This window comes from Pelagibacterium luteolum (assembly GCF_900100665.1).
In the GTDB taxonomy this organism is placed as follows: Bacteria; Pseudomonadota; Alphaproteobacteria; order Rhizobiales; family Devosiaceae; genus Pelagibacterium; species Pelagibacterium luteolum.
Genome location: NZ_FNCS01000005.1, coordinates 52,914 through 73,309, shown reverse-complemented (window position 1 = coordinate 73,309; position 20,396 = coordinate 52,914). Strand labels below are relative to the sequence as shown.

Below are 20,396 nucleotides of genomic sequence, written 5' to 3'. Positions count from 1 at the left end.
TATGACCATCACGTCGGAAGAAGATCTTGATCGCCTCCGCGCCATCGGCCGGATTTGCGCCGTGGCCCGCGACGCCATGGCCGCTGCGCTCGAGCCTGGCATGACGACGAAGGAACTCGACGATATCGGGCGAAAAATACTGGACGACAACGGCGCACGCTCGGCACCTGAAGTCACCTACCAGTTCCCCGGCGCCACCTGCATTTCGGTCAATGAAGAAGTCGCCCACGGCATTCCTGGACCGCGCGTCATCAACGCCGGCGATCTGGTCAATATCGACGTCTCAGCAGAAAAAGACGGCATCTTCGCCGATACCGGAGCGTCGTTTATCGTGCCACCCGGCACGGCGAAGATCGAAAAGCTTTGCCGTGATGGCAAGAAAGCCATGTGGGCGGGCATCCGTGCCGTCAGGGCTGGTGGTCGACTGGCCGACGTGGGCGATGCGATCGGAAAATTTGCCGGAACCAACGGCTACACACTGATCCGCAATCTCGCTAGCCACGGCATTGGCCATGGGCTGCACGACGAACCGGGTGAAATCCCTACCTGGCCCGACCGCTCAGAGCGCCGCCGCATCGCCAATGGACTGGTGTTTACGGTCGAACCGTTCTTGTCACTGGGTGGACAGATCGCAGAAGAAAAGTCGCATGACGATCCTTGGACGCTGGTGGCGATGCCAAAGGCGTTGTGCGTTCAATACGAGCACACGATCGTCGCCACAACGCGTGGCGCAGTCGTCGTGACGCTGGCCGCTTAGAAGCTCGTCCGAACCCCGATCATCGTCGCATTGGCGCTACCGCCGCCACCGAAACTGTTCCATGCTCCCGAACGATGGTGTAGGCGCCAGAAGGCTTCGGTATTGGGATTGTCGACGTGCGATACTGAAATTTCAGGGCTGAGGTAGAACAATACCTCGCCTGGCAACCCGTCGCCCTCGGCGCGCTGGGCTTCCACGCCCATAGTACCGGTTACCACGCTGCCGCCAAACGTCACCGACGGGGATAGGCGGATAGTGTCCCCGACAACCACGCCATCATGCTTGGTGACGATTCCGGCCCAGGCCTCTCCGGTTGTCGTTTCGCCGATCCGCGCCACGGCACCGACTTCGGCGCCCACGCGCACACCGTCAAAAGGCTCATAAAAGAAATATTGGTACCCGCCGCCAAGAACGATCGCGTCCTCATATTCGGCGGTGAATGGGTTGAGCATCTCCAGCTCATGCCCGGCGCCCATCACCCCGCCCATGATAAACACGGATTGGTCACCGCGCGTCGGCTCGCCGGTTGTGTTCATTTGTGCGAGGGCCGGGGAGGCGACAACCATTACGGTTGCTGCGAGTACAATGCATTTCATGGCAAGAACCCGCCGAACCGTCGGCCGGGCCTCGGTTCGGTCTAATGTTTATCTCGCCGATTTAACGCATATGGTTGAGGAGGGTTCCAATGGGGCTAAAGACGCAACATCGGTATAGGGGGACCTTCGGCGGCCTGAGGGCCTAAAAGCTCATATTGGCGCCGATCTTGATCGCATGAACGTCATATTCGAGCGATGTCGGGCCGCTCTGGGTGGAATAATCCATCGGCCCCAATTTGATATACTGATACTCGCCGCGGAGCGCGATGGACGTCGTCAGCGCCACTTCCAGACCGGCCCCGGCCGTCAGCCCCAGATGGACGTTGTCCTGCAACGGATCGGACAGCAACGAGGAATCCTCTAGGCTGGCTTGGGCAATCACACCACCGGCGGAGAGATAGGGCAGGAATGGACCGACCGGCATCCCGAGCATGGCCCGCAGCGAGCCCATTTGGTCGATGCCGATCCGCGAATTGGCCGAACGCGCTTCAGCGCCACCCCATAGATAGTCGGCTTCGATCCCGATAAGAAACGATGCGGCGCTGAATCGATAGCCGATCTGGCCGCCAAACATGCCGCCACTCAGCGATTCTTTGTCTTCGAACCCATTGGTCACCTCGCCCGGGGTCATGGTCCCGGTAATGCCAACATAGAGCCCGCGCTGCTCGAACGCAGCTGCGGGCTGGGACAACGCAATGGCGAGAAGGGCAAGAGCTAGTCTTTTCATATCGCCATGATGCCGGATCACGCGCCTGACAGCGAGACCGGGGATGCCGATTTGCCTTGCATTTTATCTTTGCGGTTAATCGGGTCTAAAGATTGCCGCCGCCCGCGACCGGTCCGCTCAGGGCCGAATGGGCCCGGTGGCAAGGCGGTCGATACGAACGTCGTCGGCATTCTCGGATACATAGGTCTTCAAATCGATCAACCCAGCCAGAACTTGGTCGTGAGCGGGGCCGCAATCGGTGTCATCGCCAAAGCTGTTGGGCGTTGACTGGTCCCAGGCGACGACGGCATCGATCGTCTGGATCAGCGTATCGATGTCACCGAATGCGTATGCGTTGATTTCGCTACCGATAACCTCGCTCAGTGCCGAAAACAGCGCTCCGTCGCCATCCTGGGTGAGCTCGGGATTGCACGCGAGATGGGTGCGATACCGCAATTGCCCCGCGTAGAACCAGAATACGGCCTCATCCCGTTCGCCTTCGTCGTAAAGCTTGGACGCGAGCACATAATATCCCGAAGGATGAGAGTCGGTCACCACAGAGCGCAACTCGCCCACCGACATCGCATCGAAGTTCTGCGCATAGGCGGGCGACGCCGCGAGAAGCAGGAACAGCGCGAATGGGGACAGGGCTCGCGAGAGATGGGCCATGGGAAACTCCTTCTGGATATCCCTCCATCCTGGCGCCCATTGCGACGCAAATTGGGCGACTGGCCAAGCACTGGGGAAAAGCGCCCCCCTGTGTGGCGCGCGTGCAACGGCACGCGTTGGCTCTAGATGCGCTCGAGCTCCATGGACTTGCAAAAGATCGCCTTGCATCCCTGAATGCTCAGCGTATCTTCATCGACCATGGTCAGCTTGCCGGAAAAGACGTCTCCGTCATAATTGACTGCGCCGGTCCATGTGTTGGCTGCCGCAGGCGTTGCGCCTTCCATTACGTAGTCGCCGAGATAGGACGCCAGCGTTTCATCCTGGCTGGCTTCGGCGTCGAGCCATGTGAGCTTGGCGCACAGCGTGCCGTCGCCGCAATTGGTGATTTCAAAGCGGGATTCCCCGGTCGAAATCTGCCAGTCGCCAACGGGAGTCGGCGCCGATGCGCTTAAAGGTGTTGCCAGTCCGGCAACGACCAAAAGGGCCGCGCCGAGGCGTCTGCCGAAAAAGATCATGATGGCCTCGTTTGATGTTTGTCTGTGATGCACCCTCGTAGCCCGATGGCCTTGAACACGGCTCGAACTTCGCGTTCAGTTGGCGTTCATCAGGGCAGGGTGATCAGCACGAAGGGTGCTGCTACCAAAAATACGGTCACCATCGCAAGGCGCAAAGGCCAGGACGACCGCGCCCAGCGCGGAGATATAAGCGATACGGCGAAGACGATGACAGGCGGGATGATCGCGGTGCGCGCGAAATCCCAGCTCATGAAATTGGCAAAACCGGCCAGCCGCAGCAGCACCCAATAGCCTGCGACAAACCCTGCCGCAGCGGCCATGAGCATCAACAGTACATCGGCAAAGATCGCGATCATGCGGTCGAGATAGTCGCTCGCCAACGCAATCACGATGCCATTCGCAGTGAGAAATGCAGCGCTAAGTGCCACGGCAAGTCGGAGGTCCGAGAGCACTGCGATCGTGTCGTGGGGTCTATAGGCGTCGAGCGCTTCTAAGCCGGGAACGGGCAGGGCGGCCAGCGCCCAGATGCATCCGAGCAGCACAAAGCCACTCAAGGCGAAAAACAGCGCCGTAATTGCTACGGCCTTTAAGCGGCTGGATACGGAATTCATCGATCAGGGCGCTGCATCGATAAACACCGAATAGGCGGTGTAGCAATATGACGCATCGCAATCGACCATGTCGAGCTCGATGGTAACCCGTCCGTCGGCTCCGGAGATGAAATCGACGATGGGATAGAAGTCGGGCAGGCGGTCCTCGCCAAGCAGTTCGCCCTCGGCATCGTAAATCGTCAGGTCGAGGTCTATGCAGTCCTCGTCGCAATCGCCCATCACCTGGATGGAAGCCTCGGCGGGTACGTCGATCTCGATCCGCACCGTGCCACCCTCGTTCAACCGAAACACGCCGAACGTGTCGAGGACATGCCCGGCTTCGGCGTATTCGATATTTTCGAGCACCTGTTCATACAGCCGGGAGATATGGACGTTCTGGGCCAGCGCCGGACCCGCAATCATCCCGGTAGAAACGGTCAGAACCGCCAGACCGGTGCACAATACTCTCCGCGCCATCGCACTTCGCCCCATGTTCGATTGCCCACAAGAAGAGCAATAGGACGGACGCGCTGATGCGGCAAGAGCGTAAGCTGGCCCCGCCCCGGACCAGCAAACGCATTGCCGCAAAAAGACTTTGACGAGATCAACTTGCCGTCTTTTTCGCAGGTTTAGGAACTACTCCTCAGTCAACCGTATATGGCTGACTTGGGTAAACATCACCGCCATCTTCTGCGTTGCCTCAGGTGCATCGTCTGAACATTCGGCAGACGTCGTAATGATATAACCCTTTGTCTTCAAGTCGTCGGCAATTTGTACAAGTGAACGGGTGTCTTTAATGAGCATGACTTCTTTCGAGCTGCCCCAGCCCAATGTTAATTCATACATGAAGCCTCCTTCTGCACGCAAAGATCATGCGTTACGGAAAACAGAACGGCAACCTGTGTTTTTAACCAAACGATAAAACTTCGCTGCAAACGCGCTGGATACTGGCGCGAATAAGCGGGGTAACTACTTGATTGGTAAGGGTATTGGTGGGCTCGTCGGGATTCGAACCCGAGACCATTCGATTAAAAGTCGAGTGCTCTACCAGCTGAGCTACGAGCCCCTACCGAGGGCGGCCATGGCTGCTTGCGCAAATATGGCCTTCTGGCGACGGGCGGAACATAGTCTCTGGTCCCCCGGTGTCAACCTGTTTTCTACCGTGATTTTCAGAGCGGCCAGGCCCGTCCCTGATAGTCCGCAGGCTCGCACGCGATCCCGATCCTGTCGAGCCTGTCGCACAGCACATCCGCCGATCCGGAATCGGGGAGAGGGCCGATCAATATCCGGTTTGTTCCGTCCCCAGCCTCACCCAAAAGCGGCGCCGTGCCAAGCAGCAAAGGCCCGGCTGCCGTGACGATCTCGTCATAGGCTCCCGCCAGCCCGGCCTCATCGACCTCCGGCCCGATGGCAATCCCGATAAGTGAGAGATCGGCCATGGGCTGCCGACTGTCGTTGATACCCACAGGCTCAACTGGCGCCAGGGCGGGTGGCATCGGTTGCTCGACGGTCGCTTCGTCCACAAGACCATCAAACAATGGCGACTGCCGAATAACGATCTCGCCCCCCTCGACAGCATACACCTCGCCCCCTGCCGACGCGATCGAAGCCGTCAGCAGGGACCTGTCGATATCAGTGGAAAGGGGAAGGGACTCGATCAAAAGCGGCAAGCTGTTCTCGACCGCCGCCAGCCGCCTGATGACCTCTCCACTATCGTCGTCGAGCAGGTTGAACCGGTTCATCAGCGCGCGATATTCCGCCGCAATCGTCCCGTTCGCCTGCCGCAGATCCACGACTAGCGTACGCAACTGGTCCATGCTCGCCGCCTGATGATGAGTAGCGTGGAAACCATTGATCATGGCGGTCGGGACGAACCGTCCCACATTGGCGCTGAACACCGCCAATCCACCGCACACCAGAGCCGCAATCGCCCACCGGACGATTTCCTGCTGGGTGGGTTCTTCAGAAAATCTCTCGCGCTCAGCCAAAACGATTGTCCCACAGGGCTGCGAATCAGGTCAAACCCAGTGTATCCCGCAATTGTAAATGGGATGGTTACCGTCCCTGTAGTATTGGGCTCACACCAACACTGTGCTGCCATAAAGATGCGCGAGACCGCCGCCGACCGATTTGCTTGGGGACCCATGATATGACCGACCTGATGGTAATCGTTCTCGCCGCCGGTGAGGGCACGCGGATGAAATCATCCCACCCCAAGGTGCTCCACAAGGTCGCCGGTCGCCCCATTGTCGGCCACGTGCTGCAGGCCGCCCGCGATGCCGGCGCCAAAACGCTCGCCATGGTCACCGGTCCCGGCCACCAGTCCGTCCGCGACGCCATGGCTAAGATTGCCCCGGAAACCCGCTTTTTCGAACAGCTCGAGCGCCGCGGCACCGCCCACGCCGCCTCGATGGCCCGCGACGCCTTTTCCGCCGCCACCGGCTACGTTGCCATCGTCTATGGCGATCATCCCTTGCTCTCGGGCGCCGACTTCCGCCGCGTCACCGAGCGCCTCGACGCCGGCCTCGACGCCGCCATCCTCGGCTTCGAACCCCGGGACCCCACAGGCTACGGCCGCTTCATCACCGATGGCGACAAGCTCCTCGCCATCCGCGAGCACAAGGACGCCACCGAAGCCGAGCGCGAGATCGGCCTCTGCAATGCCTGCATCCTTGCCTTCAGGGCCGAAGTCTTCAAAGACCTCATCGATAAGGTCGGCACAAACAACGCCCAAGGCGAATATTACCTCACCGACCTCGTCGAACTCGCCAACGCCGCCGGCCACACTGTCGGCTATGCGGTCGCACCCGAAGACAACGTCATGGGCGTCAACGACCGCAGCCAATTGGCCCGCGCCGAAGCCACGTTCCAGGCCCTGCGCCGCGAGGACTTCATGAAGGCCGGCGTCACCCTCCACGATCCGCAGAGCGTCTATTTCTCTTATGACACCGAAATCGCCCAGGACGTCGAGATCGAACCCAATGTCGTCTTCGGCCCTGGCGTAAAGATCGAATCCGGCGCCGTTATCCACGCCTTCTCCCACATTGAGGGCGCCCACATCGCGTCAGGCGTCTCTGTCGGCCCCTTCGCGCGCCTGCGTCCGGGCACTGATCTTGCCGAAAACGCCAAGGTCGGCAATTTCGTCGAGGTCAAGAACGCCAAGGTCGGGCAGGGCGCCAAGATCAGCCATCTCTCCTATATCGGCGATGCTGAAATCGGCGGCGGCTCCAATATCGGCGCCGGCACGATCACCTGCAATTACGACGGCTACAACAAGGCGATGACCATCATCGGAGAGAACGCTTTCATCGGTTCTAACTCGGCACTGGTCGCCCCCGTCGAAATCGGCGACGGTGCCTATGTCGCCTCCGGCTCGGTCATCACCGAACCCGTCGCCACCGATGCTTTAGGCATCGGACGCGCCCGCCAGATCAACAAGCCGGGCTATGGCAAAGCCCTCAACGACCGCTTCAAGGCGCTCAAAAACAAGACCTAAGGGGACACTTCATGTGCGGTATCGTTGGGATCATCGGCGTCGAGCCGGTCGCCGATCGTCTGGTCGATGCGCTGCGCCGCCTCGAATATCGCGGCTATGACAGCGCCGGCATCGCAACCATAACCGCCGATGGCCTCGACCGCCGTCGCGCCGAGGGCAAGCTGAACAACTTGGCCGGCAAGCTCGCCAACGATCCCCTCGCGGGCACCATCGGCATCGGCCACACCCGCTGGGCCACCCATGGCGGCGCGACGGAAACCAACGCCCACCCGCACATCGCCGGCAAGGTCGCGGTCGTCCATAACGGCATCATCGAAAACTTCAAGGACTTGCTGCAAGACCTTGCACGCGATGGCTATTTCCCTCAGAGCCAGACCGATACAGAATCCGTGGCCCTCTGGGTCACCCGCGAACTTGACCGTGGCGCCGCCCCACGCCAGGCCGTCGCCAACACACTGCCCAAGCTCCGCGGCACCTTCGGCCTCGTCTTCCTGTTCGATGGCGACGACAAGCTCCTGATCGCCGCCCGCCAGGGCTCTCCGCTGGCCATCGGCCACGGCCAAACCGAAATGTATCTCGGGTCCGACGCCTTCGCGCTCGCCCCATTCACCAACCAGATCACCTATCTCGATGAGGGCGATTGGGCGATCGTCACTCCCGGCAAGGCCGAGATTTTCGACTTCGACGGCAACCCCGTTCAGCGCATCCGCCAGACCTCATCAGCGTCCGCCGCGCTTGCCGACAAAGGCAATCACCGCCATTTCATGGCCAAGGAAATCTACGAACAGCCCGAAACCATTTCCCACACGCTCGCGCACTATGTCGATCTGAGCGAAGAAAAGGTCGCGCTGCGCGAAGACCTCCCGTTCGATTTCGCCAAGCTCTCGCGCCTCACCATCACCGCCTGCGGCACTGCGTTTTATGCCGGTCTCGTCGCCAAATACTGGTTCGAGCGTTACGCCCGACTGGCGGTCGACGTCGATGTCGCCTCCGAGTTCCGCTATCGCGAACCGCCGCTCGCCGATAACGGGCTGACCCTTGTCATCTCCCAATCCGGCGAAACCGCCGACACGCTGGCCGCCCTGCGCTACGCCGCCAAATCGGGCCAGCACATCGCCGCGCTCGTCAATGTCCAGGAATCGACGATCGCGCGCGAGAGCCATGTGGTGTTCCCAACGCTCTGTGGCCCCGAAATCGGCGTTGCGTCCACCAAGGCCTTCACGGCGCAGCTCACGGCTCTTGCCAGCCTCGCCATTGCAGCCGGCCAGGCCCGCGGCACCATTTCTGCGTCCGAAGCCCACACCCTGGTCCGGGCCCTTGTCGAGTTGCCCAGCGCCGTCTCCGAAGTCCTGCGCCATGAAAAATCCATCGAAGGCATCGCCCGCCATTTGGCCCGAGCGTCGGACGTCCTCTATCTTGGCCGCGGCCAGATGTTCCCGCTCGCCCTTGAGGGCGCTCTAAAGCTCAAGGAAATCTCGTACATTCACGCTGAAGGCTACGCCGCCGGCGAACTCAAGCACGGCCCCATCGCGCTGGTGAATGAGGAAATGCCCGTCGTCGTCGTCGCGCCATCCGACGATCTGATGGAAAAAACCCTGTCCAACATGCACGAGGTTTCGGCTCGAGGCGGAAAGATCATCCTGATCACCGACGCCGAGGGTAGGGCGCAGGCAGGCGACGGCATCTCCGACATCATCGAAATGCCCCGCGTCCACCCCTTCGTCGCTCCGATCCTCTCGTCCATCCCCGTGCAATTGCTCGCCTATCACACTGCAGTCTTCATGGGCACAGACGTCGATCAGCCGCGTAATCTCGCCAAATCCGTGACGGTGGAATAGACGTGACAGACAAGGGCCCCCCCGACCGCAACAGCGCAACCGAGCAGGTCGAAATCGTCCTTCCGGCTCCCAAGGCTTCGCCCGGGCGGCGTGTCGTCAACTGGTTTCTCGCCGGCTTGGTCCTCACGGGCCCGATCGCGATTACGTTGTACCTGGCCTGGACTGTCATCGGCTGGATCGATGCCGCCATCGTGCCGCTCATCCCCGAACGGCTCAATCCGGCCAACTATCTGCCGTTCCCGATCCCCGGCCTGGGGCTGATCGTCTCCCTCGTCGTCATCACTGCAATCGGCTTTTTCGCCGCCAATTTCATCGGCCGCAGCCTTTTCCATTACGGCGAGCGCATCGTCGGCCGCTTGCCGGTCATCTCCTCGATCTACAATGCCCTCAAGCAAATCTTCGATACGCTCATCACCCAGCGCGGCACGAGCTTCAAACAGGTCGGCCTGATGGAATATCCGCGCAAAGGAGTATGGGCCATCGTCCTCATCGCCTCCGAAGCACGCGGCGAACTGGGTCACAAAATCCCCGGCGAGGATTTGATCGGCGTCTTCATGCCGACAACGCCCAACCCTACCACCGGCTTTCTGATGTTTTTGCCGCGCGAGGACGTCATCATCCTCGACATGAGCGTGGAAGAAGGCGCCAAACTCATCATCTCCGCCGGCCTCGTCGCACCCCCTTACGTGCCGGGCCAGTCAGGACCAGGAGCGCCAACGCCTAAGCTCACCACGCCTCCCAACTCGAGTCTCTAATTCCCAACTCGCTTTGCGCATCACTGCCACCCGTTACCAGCCGCTCACCCCGCCTTGATCAGCGGAATCGCCAGATCCTTGCGGAAGATATAAAGCAGCGACCTCAGCGCCTCGCCATCCGGCCCCTTGAGCCCCGGATTGCGTTCCAGCGCCGCCCGCGCGTCATCATGGGCCATTTCCAGGAGATGGCTATGCACGTCGGGCACGGCAATCCGATATCCCGGCATCCCCGATTGCCGCGTACCCAACAGGTCGCCCTGGCCACGCAGTTCCAAATCCTTCTCAGCGATAACGAACCCATCATCGGTCGAACGGATCGCTTCCAGCCGCTGCTTTGCCGTCTCGCTGATCGGCTCGGAATAGAGCAACAGGCACGCAGATCGCGCTGATCCGCGTCCGACACGACCGCGTAATTGGTGCAACTGCGCCAGCCCGAACCGCTCTGCGTGCTCTATGATGATGATCGTCGCATTGGGCACGTCGACCCCGACTTCGATCACTGTCGTGGCGACAAGCACCTGCGCCTCGCCCGATTGAAAGCGCGCCATTGCCGCCTGCTTTGCCGCCGCGCTCATGCGGCCATGCACGAGTTCCACCCGATCCCCGAAGTGCTGTTGCAGCTCCGCGAACCGGTCCTCCGCCGCCACCACATCGAGCACCTCGCTTTCCTCAACAAGCGGGCACACCCAATAGGCTTGCGCGCCATCCTCAAGCCGCGCCGCCAGCCGCGCAATCACCCGGTCATACTCGCCGATCGGCAGCACCGCCGTATCGATAGGCTGCCGTCCAGCGGGCTTTTCGCGCAGCACCGAGACATCCATGTCACCGAAATGGGTGAGAACAAGAGTGCGCGGTATCGGCGTCGCCGTCATGACAAGAAGGTCGGTCTTGTGCCCCTTTTCCGACAGCGCCAGACGCTGATGGACGCCGAAGCGATGCTGCTCGTCCACCACCGTTAGCCCGAGATTGTGAAACGTCACCCCGCTCTGAAACAGCGCGTGCGTACCGACGGCAATAGTGATCGATCCATCGGCCAGCCCGGCGAGTGCTGCGCGCTTCTCAGCCGCCGGCATCTTTCCCGTCATCAGGACGATCCCAAGCCCGACAGCATCGGCCAGCGGCTTGAGCGTCTTGAAGTGCTGGTTCGCCAAAATCTCTGTCGGTGCCATGAGCGAGGATTGCGCCCCGCCTTCCGCCACCATCGCCATGGCCATCAGTGCCACGACGGTCTTGCCAGACCCCACATCGCCCTGCAGCAACCGCGACATGCGGGTCGGCTTTTCCAGATCTTCGCGAATGTCCGCAATCGCGAGGCGTTGCCCATCGGTCATCGCGAAGGGTAGGGCGGCCTCCAGTCGAGACGTGATCGCATCCGTCATTTGCCGCGCGATGCCCGAGGATTTGACCATGGTTTCCCGGATAAGGCTCAGCGTCAGCTGCCCGGCCAGATATTCGTCATAGGCCAGCCGCATCCGCGACGGAGAGACGATGTCCCCTTCGCTCGGGCGTTGCGGCGCATGGATATGTCGCAGTGCCTCGGAAAATCCCGGCCAGTTCATGATCGTGCGTCGATCCTTGCCGATCCATTCGGGAATGATCGGCACGCTATCGAGCGACGCCGCGATCACCTTGCGTAATACCTTCGAAGACAGCCCGTGCGTGAGCGGATAGACCGGCTCCACCATCGGCAATTTGTCGATCTGGTCCGGTTCGACGATATAGTCGGGATGTGTCATCTGCTTTTCGCGCCCGAAAAACCCGATCTCACCGGAAACGTACCGCACTTCACCGATCGGCAATTGCTTCTCGACCCAGCCGCCCTTCGAGCCGAAAAAGCTCAGCGTGATCTCGCCGGTTTCGTCATGCGCCCTGATCCGCAGCGGTGCCCGACTGCCACGTGGCGGAACGATATGGTCGTCGACATGAAGCTTGAGCGTCGCTATCGAGCCCACCGGTGCATAGGCCACGCCATTCTGCGCACGCCGGTCGATCACTCCCGATGGCATGTGCGTTAAAACGTCGAGCACGACCGCATCCTGTCCGTCGGGCGCGGAAAAGAACTTGGCGAACAATATCCCCAATTGGGGCCCGACCCCCTTCATCGATTTGAGGGACTTGAACAGCGGGTTGAGCAGATCGGGGCGTGGCACGACTCGATTCCGACGTATATGAACGGAAGTAGAACTTACCAGCGTGCGATGGCGCGGGGACAGTTTTTCTATCGAGCTGGCCGCCAATCGCCGGGCTTTCGCACAACAGTGTTGCCAAGTGGCTGACAGCTCGGTCGATCATCGCTATTAACTCCGATCTCGACCCATATATGCGGGCTGTATGACCTTGACCGACGACATCGAAACACGCCGCAAGCGCGCCCTCTACCGCGCCCAGCATCGCGGCACCCAAGAGATGGATATTCTGATCGGCGGCTACGTCGCCGACCATCTGTCCACACTCGACTCCGCCATGCTCGATCGGCTGGAAGTCCTTATGGATAATGAGGAAACCGATCTTCAGGCGTGGCTGATGGGCCAGCGCGACATCCCGCACGATGCCGACCATGAACTCATTTCGATGATCCGCGACCACAAGATCGGGCAGGGGCGCCCGTGACCGATTCCATGAGCGACAAGCCGTCGAGAATTCTCGCTAACGTTCCCGACGGAATGCAGCCCGCCGTGCTCGCGAGAGAGATCGAGCAAAGGTCGAAAGAGGCGCCGCAATCGCCTGTTTCAATTGCGTTTGTTGCGCGCGATGGTCGACGCCTCCAGCGCATGGCCGATAGCCTTCAGGCCATGCTTCCGGGCCATCCAGTCCTGGTTTTCCCCGCTTGGGACAGCCTCCCCTATGACCGCGTTTCCCCCAACGCGGTGACCATTTCTGCCCGCATGTCCACGCTGGCCCAACTGGTCGACCCCAACACGAAAGGCGCGGTCGTCCTCACCGCGGTCAATGCGTTCATCCAGCGCGTCGTCCCGCGCGATGTCGTTGAATCCATGACGTTTTCCGCCGCGGCGGGACGGATGGTGGACAGCGAAAAACTCATCGGCTGGGCCACCAACAACGGCTATCTCCGTGTCCCAACAGTGCGCGAAACCGGCGAATTTGCCGTCCGCGGCGGACTGATCGATCTCTACCCCGCCGGCCACGACGCTCCCCTGCGCTTCGATTTTTTCGGCCAACAGCTTGAAACCATTCGCACTTTCGACACTGAAACTCAACGCACCACCGGCAACGTCAAGCGCGTAACTCTCGTCCCGATGAGCGAAGCCCTGCTCACCGAGGACACCATCCGCCGCTTCCGCCGAAACTACACCACGGCCTTTGGCGGCAACACCGCCGACGATCCGCTTTACGGCGCCATCAGCGCCGGCCAGCGCTTTGCCGGCATGGAACATTGGCTCCCGTTCTTCTACGAGGATATGGCCAGCTTCGCCTCCTACATCGCTGATGCGCCAGTGTTTTTTGACGAGCAGGCCAAGGCATCTTACGCCGAACGCCGCGACCAGATTCTCGACTATTACTCCGCGCGCAAGGAAGCCCGAGAGCAGGGCAACACCGCCGGCGCACCCTATAAGCCGCTCAAGCCCGAACTCCTCTACAACGTCGATCAAGGCCCATACGAACTCGTTCGGGGGCACGAGGTCTCCGAACTTACACCCTTCATGCCCGCCAGCGAATCCCTCCCGGTCATCGACTGCGGCGGCCATCTCGCACCAACCTTTGCCGCCGAACGCCAGGCGACTGACACCAATCTGTTCGAAGCCGTCATCGCCCGCATCAAGACCGAAGCGCGGGCAGGGCGCAAAACCATCATCACCTGCTGGACCGAAGGCACCCGCGATCGCATGGGGCAGGTTCTCAAGGATCACGGCCTCAAAGCGATCAAGAAGCTCGAAAATTGGAACCAGCTTTCGCAGCTCAAAGTTGGCCAGCTTGGCCTGATCGTCCTGCCGCTCGAAACCGGCTATCTCACCGACGATATTGCCGTTTTGTCCGAACAGGACATCCTCGGCGAACGCATCATCCGGGCCACGCGGCGCAAGAAGGCCTCCGATGCGCTCACTGAAGCCAGCAGCCTTTCTGCCGGCGATCTGGTCGTGCATGTCGACCACGGTATCGGTCGCTTTATCGGGCTCAAGGCAATCGAGGTCCAGGGCGCACCACACGACTGCGTCGAGATCGAATACGCCAAGGGCGACAAGCTCTATCTTCCTGTCGAAAACATCGAACTGTTGTCTCGCTATGGGGCTGAGGGCGCAGAACTCGACAAGCTCGGTGGCGTTGCCTGGCAGGCCAAGAAGTCCAAGCTTAAGAAGCGCATCCGCGATATGGCGGAGCAGTTGATCAAGATCGCCGCCGCGCGACAGATGGCGACGACGGCTCCGATCGAGGTGCAAACCGGTGCATACGACGAGTTTTGTGCGCGCTTTCCCTATGAGGAAACCGAAGACCAGCTCACCACGATCGATGCGGTTTTCGACGACCTCACATCGGGCCGCATCATGGACCGCCTCGTCTGCGGCGACGTCGGTTTTGGCAAGACGGAGGTCGCGCTCCGCGCGGCTTTCGTCATGGCCATGAGCGGCCGACAGGTCGCGGTCGTCGTCCCCACCACGCTTCTCTCACGCCAGCACTTCAAGACTTTTTCCGAACGCTTCTCGGGTCTCCCAGTCCGCGTGCGCCAGGCTTCGCGCCTCGTCCCCGCCGCAGAATTGAAGGCGACCAAGGAAGGCATCAAGGATGGCGGCGTGGACATCGTCGTCGGCACCCACGCATTGCTCTCGAAATCAGTTGAGTTCCGTGATCTAGGTCTCCTGATCATCGACGAAGAACAGCATTTTGGTGTCGCGCACAAAGAGCGGCTCAAGGAAATGCGAGCCAATGTCCACGTCCTCACGCTTTCGGCTACGCCCATCCCACGCACGCTTCAACTTGCTCTGACGGGCGTCCGCGACCTCTCGCTTCTGGCCACGCCGCCCGTCGATCGCCTGGCGATCCGCACGTTCGTTTCGCCATTCGATCCATTGGTCATTCGAGAGGCGCTACTGCGTGAAAAATATCGGGGCGGTCAGGCCTTCTATGTGTGCCCGCGCATTTCGGACCAGCCCGATATCGCGCAGTTCCTCAGAGATCACGTCCCTGAAGTCAGCTTCGTCGTTGCCAATGGGCAGATGGCGCCCCAGCAACTCGACGACACGATGAATGCCTTCTACGACGGAAAATTCGACGTGCTGGTCGCCACGACCATCGTCGAATCCGGCCTGGACGTGCCTACGGCCAACACACTGATCGTTCATCGTGCCGACAAATTCGGTCTCGCACAGCTCTATCAAATCCGCGGGCGCATCGGCCGATCGAAGACCCGCGCCTATGCGATCTTCACGGTCCCGGCCGATCGCAAACTCAACTACCAGGCCCAGCGTCGCCTCCAAGTGCTCCAATCACTGGAGTCGCTCGGTGCCGGCTTCCAACTCGCCAGCCACGACATGGACATCCGCGGGGCCGGCAACCTTCTGGGCGAGGAGCAGTCCGGCCACATTCGCGAGGTTGGGTTCGAACTCTACCAGTCAATGCTCGAGGAGGCCGTTGCTTCGCTGCGGGCAGGTCAGACTGACGACGAAGCCGAGCGGGGCCAGTGGTCACCCCAGATTTCGCTGGGCATGCCCGTCATGATCCCGGAAGCTTTTGTACCCGACCTTCAGGTCCGCATGGAGCTTTACCGCCGCTTGGGCGATCTGTCCGACCCTCGCGAGATCGATGCGTTCGGAGCCGAGATGATCGACCGCTTTGGTCCTCTGCCCGAAGAGGTGGAAGGACTTCTAAAGGTCGTTCTGATCAAATCCCTGTGTCGCACGGCCAACGTGGAAAAGGTCGACGCGGGGCCAAAAGGTGCATTGATCACCCTGCGCGACAATGTCTTCCCCAATCCTGCCGGATTGGTGCGGCATATCGCGGACCCGGGCCAGGCGGCCAAGCTGCGTCCCGACCAAAAGATCATGTTCGCGCGCAACTGGCCGACCGCCGATCAAAGACTCAAGGGCAGCGCGGCGATACTGTCCCGACTTGCCGGTCTGGCGAAAGCGCAGTGAAGCGTCTAGGCAACAGGTTTGTCGCATCTGCGTTGGCAGGGTGGGGATGTCATGTTATTGCCTGAATTCGCCGCTCTTGAAAGTATCCGAAACTCATGATTCCGGTGGGAGAAATCCCGCCCAGAGCAACAGGAAATTCTATGAAACTCTTCAATGCGATGCTGGCAGGCGCTGTTGCCGCGGGGCTGACGATTTCCATGGCGGGCGCAGCATTTGCGCAGGACGCCGGCGCGGGCGTCGTTGATTTGTCCGCGACCGAGACAGCTGCCGCCGAAGACAACTGGATCAAGGTCTGTTCCGACCTTGATGAGGGCGGCCAGGCTTGTATCATACGCCAGGTCGTCACCAACACTGGCGTCTTCACCGGCTCGTTCCTGCTCCGCAACGATCCGAGCCAGGAAAGCCGCTTGTTGGCTGTGGCCTCTGTGCCGATCGGTGTTTTGCTCCCGTTTGGCCTCTCCTGGCAGATCGATGGTGGCAAGCCCGTGCGCGTGCCCTACATGCTCTGTGACCCGCAGGCGTGTTCCGCGCAGCTCGTCGTCAACGAAAGCTACATCCAGAGCCTCAAGCGCGGCGCCGAACTCAAGCTCATCGCCAAGAACCGCCAGAACGAAGACATTACGGTTACCATCACCCTGGCCGGGTTCACCTCTGTCTATGACAATCCTGAAGGCATCAGCATCGAAGAGCTGAATCAGGCCAACTCGACCGAGAACGTTCTCGAGACCGTTCTGCAGGATCGTGCCAACCAGCTGCGCGAGCAGATGGAAGCGCCTGTAACTCCTGCCGAACCCGCTCCGGCAGAAGCAGCACCCGCTCAGTAAATCTGCGCGGCAGTTTCAAAGATTTTACGGGCGCCCCTGGCGCCCGTTTTTTATTGCCCCAGTCCAAAAGCCATGGCGCGCCGCCGCAGTGCGGGAATGGCATTCAACGACCATAGGCCGGCTGTGCGGAGCGCCTGGGCGGGGAGGTGCGGGGAGAGGAGGGACGTGAACAAGCCGTCGACGAACAGTCCCGTCCGCGTCAGATCATCCTTTCGGCCCGCTGCATAGCTCCGCGCCACGCCGTCTGCCCATCCCCAGGCCGCTGGGTTTGCAGCCGAAAGACAGCGATCGAGATTGGCCACGTCGCGAAGCCCCAGATTGAGCCCTTGCGCGCCAATGGGGGGGAATGCGTGGGCCGCTTCGCCAACCAGAACCGCCCCGTCTTTTCCGGCGCGCTCCACCGACAGAGAAGACAATGGAAAGATAAAGCTCGCCGAGAGGGGATTGAGCGCGCCGAACAGGTGCTGGGATTTATCGAGAAGCGCCCGTTTCAGCGTTTCGATATCCGCTCGCGCCGCCTCGAGTGTGTCGGGCAGGTCGATCCAGACCAGATTGGCTTTCGTGCCGCCGGCCGGAACCAGCGTGAAGGGTCCATTGGGGTAGTGAAATTCCACCGACTCGCCATCCAGCGCGCGTCCGAGATCGAGATCGCATACAAGCGCGGACTGCCGATACACCTTCTCGCGTACGCCAATACCCGCCAGCTCCCGAACTCTAGACTTCTTCCCGTCAGCCCCGACCACCAGATCAGCGGTGAGACGCGTCCCATCATCGAGTTCGAGTGACCACAGGGCACCGTCGCGCGACGCTGTCGAGAGGCTTGCCTGGCGCGTGGAAAGGTCTGCCAATGCATCACCGGACGCTGCAAAACGCGCGTTGAGTTCCGTGTTGGCAAAATTCCATCCGAACGCATCCACCCCCGTTTCTCGCGCATCGAACATCGTTTCAGGTGCGCGCAACATACGCTCCGTCGCATCGATGATTCTGATGCGCCGCAATGGCACCCCGGAGGCGTCTGGATCGTCGAGCAGTCCCGCTGCACGCATATAGTCGACCGACGGCTGCATCAGCGCTGACGTACGCCGATCCTCCGGCGCGGCCGGCGCAATATGGACCGTTTTAAACCCCGCGCGGGCGCTTGCGACCGCCGCAGCCTTGCCTACTAGTCCACCACCGATTACCGCGATCTGGGTATGCGCCGTCATGTTACACCTCGTTTCGGTCTTCCAAGAGATAAGCGTGCGGGCATCTGGCGGCAAGCAAACTGCTTATACTCTGGACATTTTGCCGCTTTGTTGCCTTGGTTGCCCGTGAGGGTGCGGGCGCGCTCTACAGTTTCTGCTAAACGGTGGAGCGATACGGGCGGCGGGGCAGTCGTGATATTAGCCATTCTCACAAATGAGGGCATTAAATGCTGGACCTGATTGCTCAGCCCGCGTTCTGGGCAAGCATAGCGCTGCTGATCGGCATGGAGTTGGTGCTTGGCGCCGACAATGTTCGATATACCTCGGGCATGACCGCCCAGCTTCCCGAAGACCATCGCCACAAGGTGCTTCGCGTCAGCCTGATTGTCGGAGCCGTCTTCAGGCTCGTCATACTGTTTATCGTCGCCTGGATGCTCGGCCTCGAGCGCGTAGCGTTTGATCTGGCCGGGTGGGCGCCAAGCTGGCGTGAAGTGATCCTGATCGCCGGTGGTCTGTTTCTGATTTATAGGGCCGTGACCGACCTTCACGCATTGGTCGAACCATCCTTCGCGCCTGCTGAGACGCCGCCATCCGTGCCGGAAGGGTTGGCTCTTGCCGTCGCTCAGATCGCGCTAATCCAAGCAGTTCTTTCGGTCGACATGGTGATTATGGCCATGGGCCTTAGTCCATATGTCTGGGCTATGGCCATCGCGGCAATTGCATCCGTGGCGGTGCTCTATGTAGCCGCCGACAGGATCGGCGCGTTTGTGAGCGCCAACCCGGCAGTCAAGGCACTGGCGCTCGCAATTCTCCTGATGGCCGGCATCATGCTGGTGGCTGACGGTTTGGGCATGGAGCTTGCCCGTCCATATCTCTATCTCGCTATCGCCTTCGCCGTAATCATTCTCGCTGTCTCAAAGGCGTTGAGGATCGCAAGGCATAAGGCTGACCATACGAGCGTTTCCCCGCAAGAGCCCGCCATGACCGGACCGGAGCCGGTCGTTGCAGCGAGCGCTGCGGTGCCGAAATTTGCCGAGGTCAGGACAGAGCCCGTCTTCGAACCTGAGCCGCCACGCGACGAGATCGAATCGGTTGAGCTCGTGCCCGACCCTGAAGTGGTCGAACCCGAGAGCACAGAGGCCGAGATCGAGACCGTCGAGACGGATCCCTTCGAACCCGACGAAACGCCGGAGGACACGGTCGAAACGCCCATCGAGCCAATGATCGAACATGTAGAGCCGGTCGAAACCCTAGACAAAAGCGATCTGCCGGACTCCGACGAACGGCCACTTGGCGTTTCCGATAGCCCTGTGCCAAAGTCGCGCCCGAAACGGAAGCCGGTGCAACGTCGACCCGAACGGCTTCGCACGGGCAGCAAGAAGAGAGAGTAGACCTGGTATGAAAGCAATTCTCGTCGATCAGTTTGGTGGACCCGAGGCCCTCAGCTATCGCGAACACGAAATCGGTGAGCCCGGGTCGGGCGAAATCCGCGTTCGCCACCATGCCATTGGCGTCAATTTCATCGACACCTACCATCGTACTGGCCTCTACCCCAATCCGCTGCCGTTGATCCCCGGCTCGGAAGGCGCTGGCGAGGTAATATCGGTCGGTGCTGGTGTAACGAGTTTCAAGCCGGGCGACCGCATCGCCTATCAAGGCACGATCGGTTCCTATTGCGAAGAGCGCATCATGCCGGCCGCCAAGGCTGTGCTCTTGCCCGATGCGATCGACTACGAAACCGCTGCGGCAATCATGCTCAAGGGCCTGACCGCATATTATCTGCTGTTTCTCACTTGGCCGGTGCGCGCTGGTGAAACCATCCTCTTCCATGCGGCAGCCGGCGGCATGGGCCTGATCGCCGGCCAATGGGCCAAATCGATCGGCGCCCGTGTGATCGGCACCGCTGGCAGCCCGGAAAAGGTCGAACTCGCGCTCGCCAATGGTTGCGATGAAGTCATCAATTACACGAGTGAGGACTTTGCGGTTAGCGTGCGCGAATTGACCGGCGGCAAGGGCGTGGATGTCGTCTATGACGGGGTCGGGCAGGCAACGTTTGAAAAATCCCTCGATTGTCTCCGCCCGCTGGGACTCATGGTCAGCTTCGGAAACGCAACTGGCCCGGTCACGGTCCCGGACCTCGGCATCCTCGCGCGAAAAGGCTCGCTGTTTCTGACTCGCCCACTGGGCGCCCATTATTTCGCAGAGCGCAACGCCCTGTTGGCGGGCGCCAAAGCGCTGTTTGGGGCCGTCGAATCCGGCGCGATCAAGCCTCATATCGGCCAACGCTTCAGCCTTGCCGACGCCGCGGACGCCCATCGCGCTCTCGAGGGCCGCAAGACCGTCGGCTCTACGATCCTCATTCCATAATCGCCGGTTT

The 20,396-nt window shown here is 60.7% G+C and carries 19 protein-coding genes and 1 tRNA gene; 9 read left to right on the top strand and 11 right to left on the bottom strand.

Annotated features, from left to right (window positions below; genetic code table 11):
- Position 1: 1 nt before the first annotated feature.
- Complete coding sequence (map, locus tag BLR31_RS10570) at positions 2–757, top strand: type I methionyl aminopeptidase (protein WP_090595879.1); 756 nt, start codon at positions 2–4, stop codon at positions 755–757.
- On the opposite strand, the gene BLR31_RS10565 is transcribed toward map, so the two are convergent.
- The 9 genes from BLR31_RS10565 to BLR31_RS10525 form a co-directional block, all read right to left on the bottom strand.
- Positions 754–1,353 carry a hypothetical protein gene (locus tag BLR31_RS10565; protein ID WP_143009374.1) on the bottom strand — a complete coding sequence of 200 codons (600 nt, stop codon included), beginning with the start codon at positions 1,351–1,353 and terminating at the stop codon, positions 754–756. The genes map and BLR31_RS10565 overlap by 4 nt on opposite strands.
- Positions 1,354–1,495: 142 nt before the next feature.
- Complete coding sequence (locus tag BLR31_RS10560; RefSeq protein ID WP_143009373.1) at positions 1,496–2,080, bottom strand: outer membrane protein; 585 nt, start codon at positions 2,078–2,080, stop codon at positions 1,496–1,498.
- 117 nt (positions 2,081–2,197) lie between these two features.
- Complete coding sequence (locus BLR31_RS10555; RefSeq protein ID WP_090595870.1) at positions 2,198–2,728, bottom strand: hypothetical protein; 531 nt, start codon at positions 2,726–2,728, stop codon at positions 2,198–2,200.
- A 122-nt stretch (positions 2,729–2,850) separates the two neighbouring features.
- On the bottom strand, positions 2,851–3,243 hold the full coding sequence (locus tag BLR31_RS10550; protein ID WP_090595867.1) for a DUF2147 domain-containing protein: 393 nt from the start codon (positions 3,241–3,243) through the stop codon (positions 2,851–2,853).
- An 89-nt stretch (positions 3,244–3,332) separates the two neighbouring features.
- A complete protein-coding gene (locus BLR31_RS10545; RefSeq protein WP_090595864.1) occupies positions 3,333–3,854 on the bottom strand; it encodes a hypothetical protein in 522 nt (173 codons plus the stop codon).
- Between the two features lie 3 nt (positions 3,855–3,857).
- Complete coding sequence (locus BLR31_RS10540) at positions 3,858–4,310, bottom strand: hypothetical protein (protein ID WP_143009372.1); 453 nt, start codon at positions 4,308–4,310, stop codon at positions 3,858–3,860.
- A gap of 159 nt (positions 4,311–4,469) precedes the next feature.
- Positions 4,470–4,679 carry a hypothetical protein gene (locus BLR31_RS10535; protein ID WP_090595858.1) on the bottom strand — a complete coding sequence of 70 codons (210 nt, stop codon included), beginning with the start codon at positions 4,677–4,679 and terminating at the stop codon, positions 4,470–4,472.
- A gap of 144 nt (positions 4,680–4,823) precedes the next feature.
- Positions 4,824–4,899, bottom strand: a tRNA-Lys gene (locus tag BLR31_RS10530).
- Positions 4,900–5,002: 103 nt separating this feature from the next.
- The gene (locus BLR31_RS10525; RefSeq protein WP_090595855.1) at positions 5,003–5,821 is read right to left on the bottom strand and encodes a hypothetical protein; all 819 of its coding nucleotides are present in this window, start codon (positions 5,819–5,821) and stop codon (positions 5,003–5,005) included.
- 161 nt (positions 5,822–5,982) lie between these two features.
- On the opposite strand from BLR31_RS10525, the gene glmU reads away from it, so the two are divergent.
- The 3 genes from glmU to BLR31_RS10510 are packed head-to-tail and all read left to right on the top strand — an operon-like array spanning position 5,983 to position 9,922.
- Complete coding sequence (gene glmU / locus BLR31_RS10520) at positions 5,983–7,329, top strand: bifunctional UDP-N-acetylglucosamine diphosphorylase/glucosamine-1-phosphate N-acetyltransferase GlmU (RefSeq protein ID WP_090595853.1); 1,347 nt, start codon at positions 5,983–5,985, stop codon at positions 7,327–7,329.
- Positions 7,330–7,340: 11 nt separating this feature from the next.
- Positions 7,341–9,167, top strand: a complete 1,827-nt coding sequence (gene glmS, locus BLR31_RS10515) for a glutamine--fructose-6-phosphate transaminase (isomerizing) (RefSeq protein WP_090595850.1) — start codon at positions 7,341–7,343, stop codon at positions 9,165–9,167.
- A gap of 2 nt (positions 9,168–9,169) precedes the next feature.
- Positions 9,170–9,922, top strand: coding sequence for a DUF502 domain-containing protein (locus BLR31_RS10510; RefSeq protein WP_244505018.1), 753 nt, complete (start codon positions 9,170–9,172; stop codon positions 9,920–9,922).
- A 44-nt stretch (positions 9,923–9,966) separates the two neighbouring features.
- Here BLR31_RS10510 and recG read toward each other — a convergent pair whose 3' ends face one another.
- Positions 9,967–12,072, bottom strand: coding sequence for an ATP-dependent DNA helicase RecG (gene recG, locus BLR31_RS10505; RefSeq protein WP_090595848.1), 2,106 nt, complete (start codon positions 12,070–12,072; stop codon positions 9,967–9,969).
- Between the two features lie 181 nt (positions 12,073–12,253).
- Between recG and BLR31_RS10500 the strand changes: the two genes are divergently transcribed.
- The 3 genes from BLR31_RS10500 to BLR31_RS10490 all read left to right on the top strand — a co-directional run bounded on the left by BLR31_RS10500 (position 12,254) and on the right by BLR31_RS10490 (position 16,835).
- Positions 12,254–12,532, top strand: coding sequence for a succinate dehydrogenase assembly factor 2 (locus tag BLR31_RS10500; RefSeq protein WP_090595845.1), 279 nt, complete (start codon positions 12,254–12,256; stop codon positions 12,530–12,532).
- Between the two features lie 8 nt (positions 12,533–12,540).
- A complete protein-coding gene (mfd, locus tag BLR31_RS10495; RefSeq protein ID WP_425287235.1) occupies positions 12,541–16,011 on the top strand; it encodes a transcription-repair coupling factor in 3,471 nt (1,156 codons plus the stop codon).
- A 140-nt stretch (positions 16,012–16,151) separates the two neighbouring features.
- The gene (locus tag BLR31_RS10490) at positions 16,152–16,835 is read left to right on the top strand and encodes an invasion associated locus B family protein (protein WP_176762605.1); all 684 of its coding nucleotides are present in this window, start codon (positions 16,152–16,154) and stop codon (positions 16,833–16,835) included.
- A 50-nt stretch (positions 16,836–16,885) separates the two neighbouring features.
- Here BLR31_RS10490 and BLR31_RS10485 read toward each other — a convergent pair whose 3' ends face one another.
- Positions 16,886–18,040: an FAD-dependent monooxygenase gene (locus BLR31_RS10485; protein WP_090595837.1), complete on the bottom strand. Its 1,155-nt coding sequence runs from the start codon at positions 18,038–18,040 to the stop codon at positions 16,886–16,888.
- 206 nt (positions 18,041–18,246) lie between these two features.
- Between BLR31_RS10485 and BLR31_RS10480 the strand changes: the two genes are divergently transcribed.
- Both BLR31_RS10480 and BLR31_RS10475 read left to right on the top strand, forming a co-directional pair.
- Complete coding sequence (locus BLR31_RS10480; RefSeq protein WP_090595834.1) at positions 18,247–19,410, top strand: TerC family protein; 1,164 nt, start codon at positions 18,247–18,249, stop codon at positions 19,408–19,410.
- Between the two features lie 7 nt (positions 19,411–19,417).
- Entirely contained in the window at positions 19,418–20,386 is a 969-nt protein-coding gene (locus tag BLR31_RS10475; RefSeq protein ID WP_090595831.1) for a quinone oxidoreductase family protein, read from the top strand.
- Positions 20,387–20,396: the final 10 nt, after the last annotated feature.

What these genes read in the sequence shown, in the direction of transcription:
- map (WP_090595879.1), top strand. Translation starts at nt 2, where the DNA reads ATGACCATCACGTCGGAAGAAGATCTTGATCGCCTCCGCGCCATCGGC.
- BLR31_RS10565 (WP_143009374.1), bottom strand. Translation starts at nt 1,353, where the DNA reads ATGAAATGCATTGTACTCGCAGCAACCGTAATGGTTGTCGCCTCCCCG.
- BLR31_RS10560 (WP_143009373.1), bottom strand. Translation starts at nt 2,080, where the DNA reads ATGAAAAGACTAGCTCTTGCCCTTCTCGCCATTGCGTTGTCCCAGCCC.
- BLR31_RS10555 (WP_090595870.1), bottom strand. Translation starts at nt 2,728, where the DNA reads ATGGCCCATCTCTCGCGAGCCCTGTCCCCATTCGCGCTGTTCCTGCTT.
- BLR31_RS10550 (WP_090595867.1), bottom strand. Translation starts at nt 3,243, where the DNA reads ATGATCTTTTTCGGCAGACGCCTCGGCGCGGCCCTTTTGGTCGTTGCC.
- BLR31_RS10545 (WP_090595864.1), bottom strand. Translation starts at nt 3,854, where the DNA reads ATGAATTCCGTATCCAGCCGCTTAAAGGCCGTAGCAATTACGGCGCTG.
- BLR31_RS10540 (WP_143009372.1), bottom strand. Translation starts at nt 4,310, where the DNA reads ATGGCGCGGAGAGTATTGTGCACCGGTCTGGCGGTTCTGACCGTTTCT.
- BLR31_RS10535 (WP_090595858.1), bottom strand. Translation starts at nt 4,679, where the DNA reads ATGTATGAATTAACATTGGGCTGGGGCAGCTCGAAAGAAGTCATGCTC.
- glmU (WP_090595853.1), top strand. Translation starts at nt 5,983, where the DNA reads ATGACCGACCTGATGGTAATCGTTCTCGCCGCCGGTGAGGGCACGCGG.
- glmS (WP_090595850.1), top strand. Translation starts at nt 7,341, where the DNA reads ATGTGCGGTATCGTTGGGATCATCGGCGTCGAGCCGGTCGCCGATCGT.
- BLR31_RS10500 (WP_090595845.1), top strand. Translation starts at nt 12,254, where the DNA reads ATGACCTTGACCGACGACATCGAAACACGCCGCAAGCGCGCCCTCTAC.
- mfd (WP_425287235.1), top strand. Translation starts at nt 12,541, where the DNA reads ATGAGCGACAAGCCGTCGAGAATTCTCGCTAACGTTCCCGACGGAATG.
- BLR31_RS10490 (WP_176762605.1), top strand. Translation starts at nt 16,152, where the DNA reads ATGAAACTCTTCAATGCGATGCTGGCAGGCGCTGTTGCCGCGGGGCTG.
- BLR31_RS10485 (WP_090595837.1), bottom strand. Translation starts at nt 18,040, where the DNA reads ATGACGGCGCATACCCAGATCGCGGTAATCGGTGGTGGACTAGTAGGC.
- BLR31_RS10480 (WP_090595834.1), top strand. Translation starts at nt 18,247, where the DNA reads ATGCTGGACCTGATTGCTCAGCCCGCGTTCTGGGCAAGCATAGCGCTG.
- BLR31_RS10475 (WP_090595831.1), top strand. Translation starts at nt 19,418, where the DNA reads ATGAAAGCAATTCTCGTCGATCAGTTTGGTGGACCCGAGGCCCTCAGC.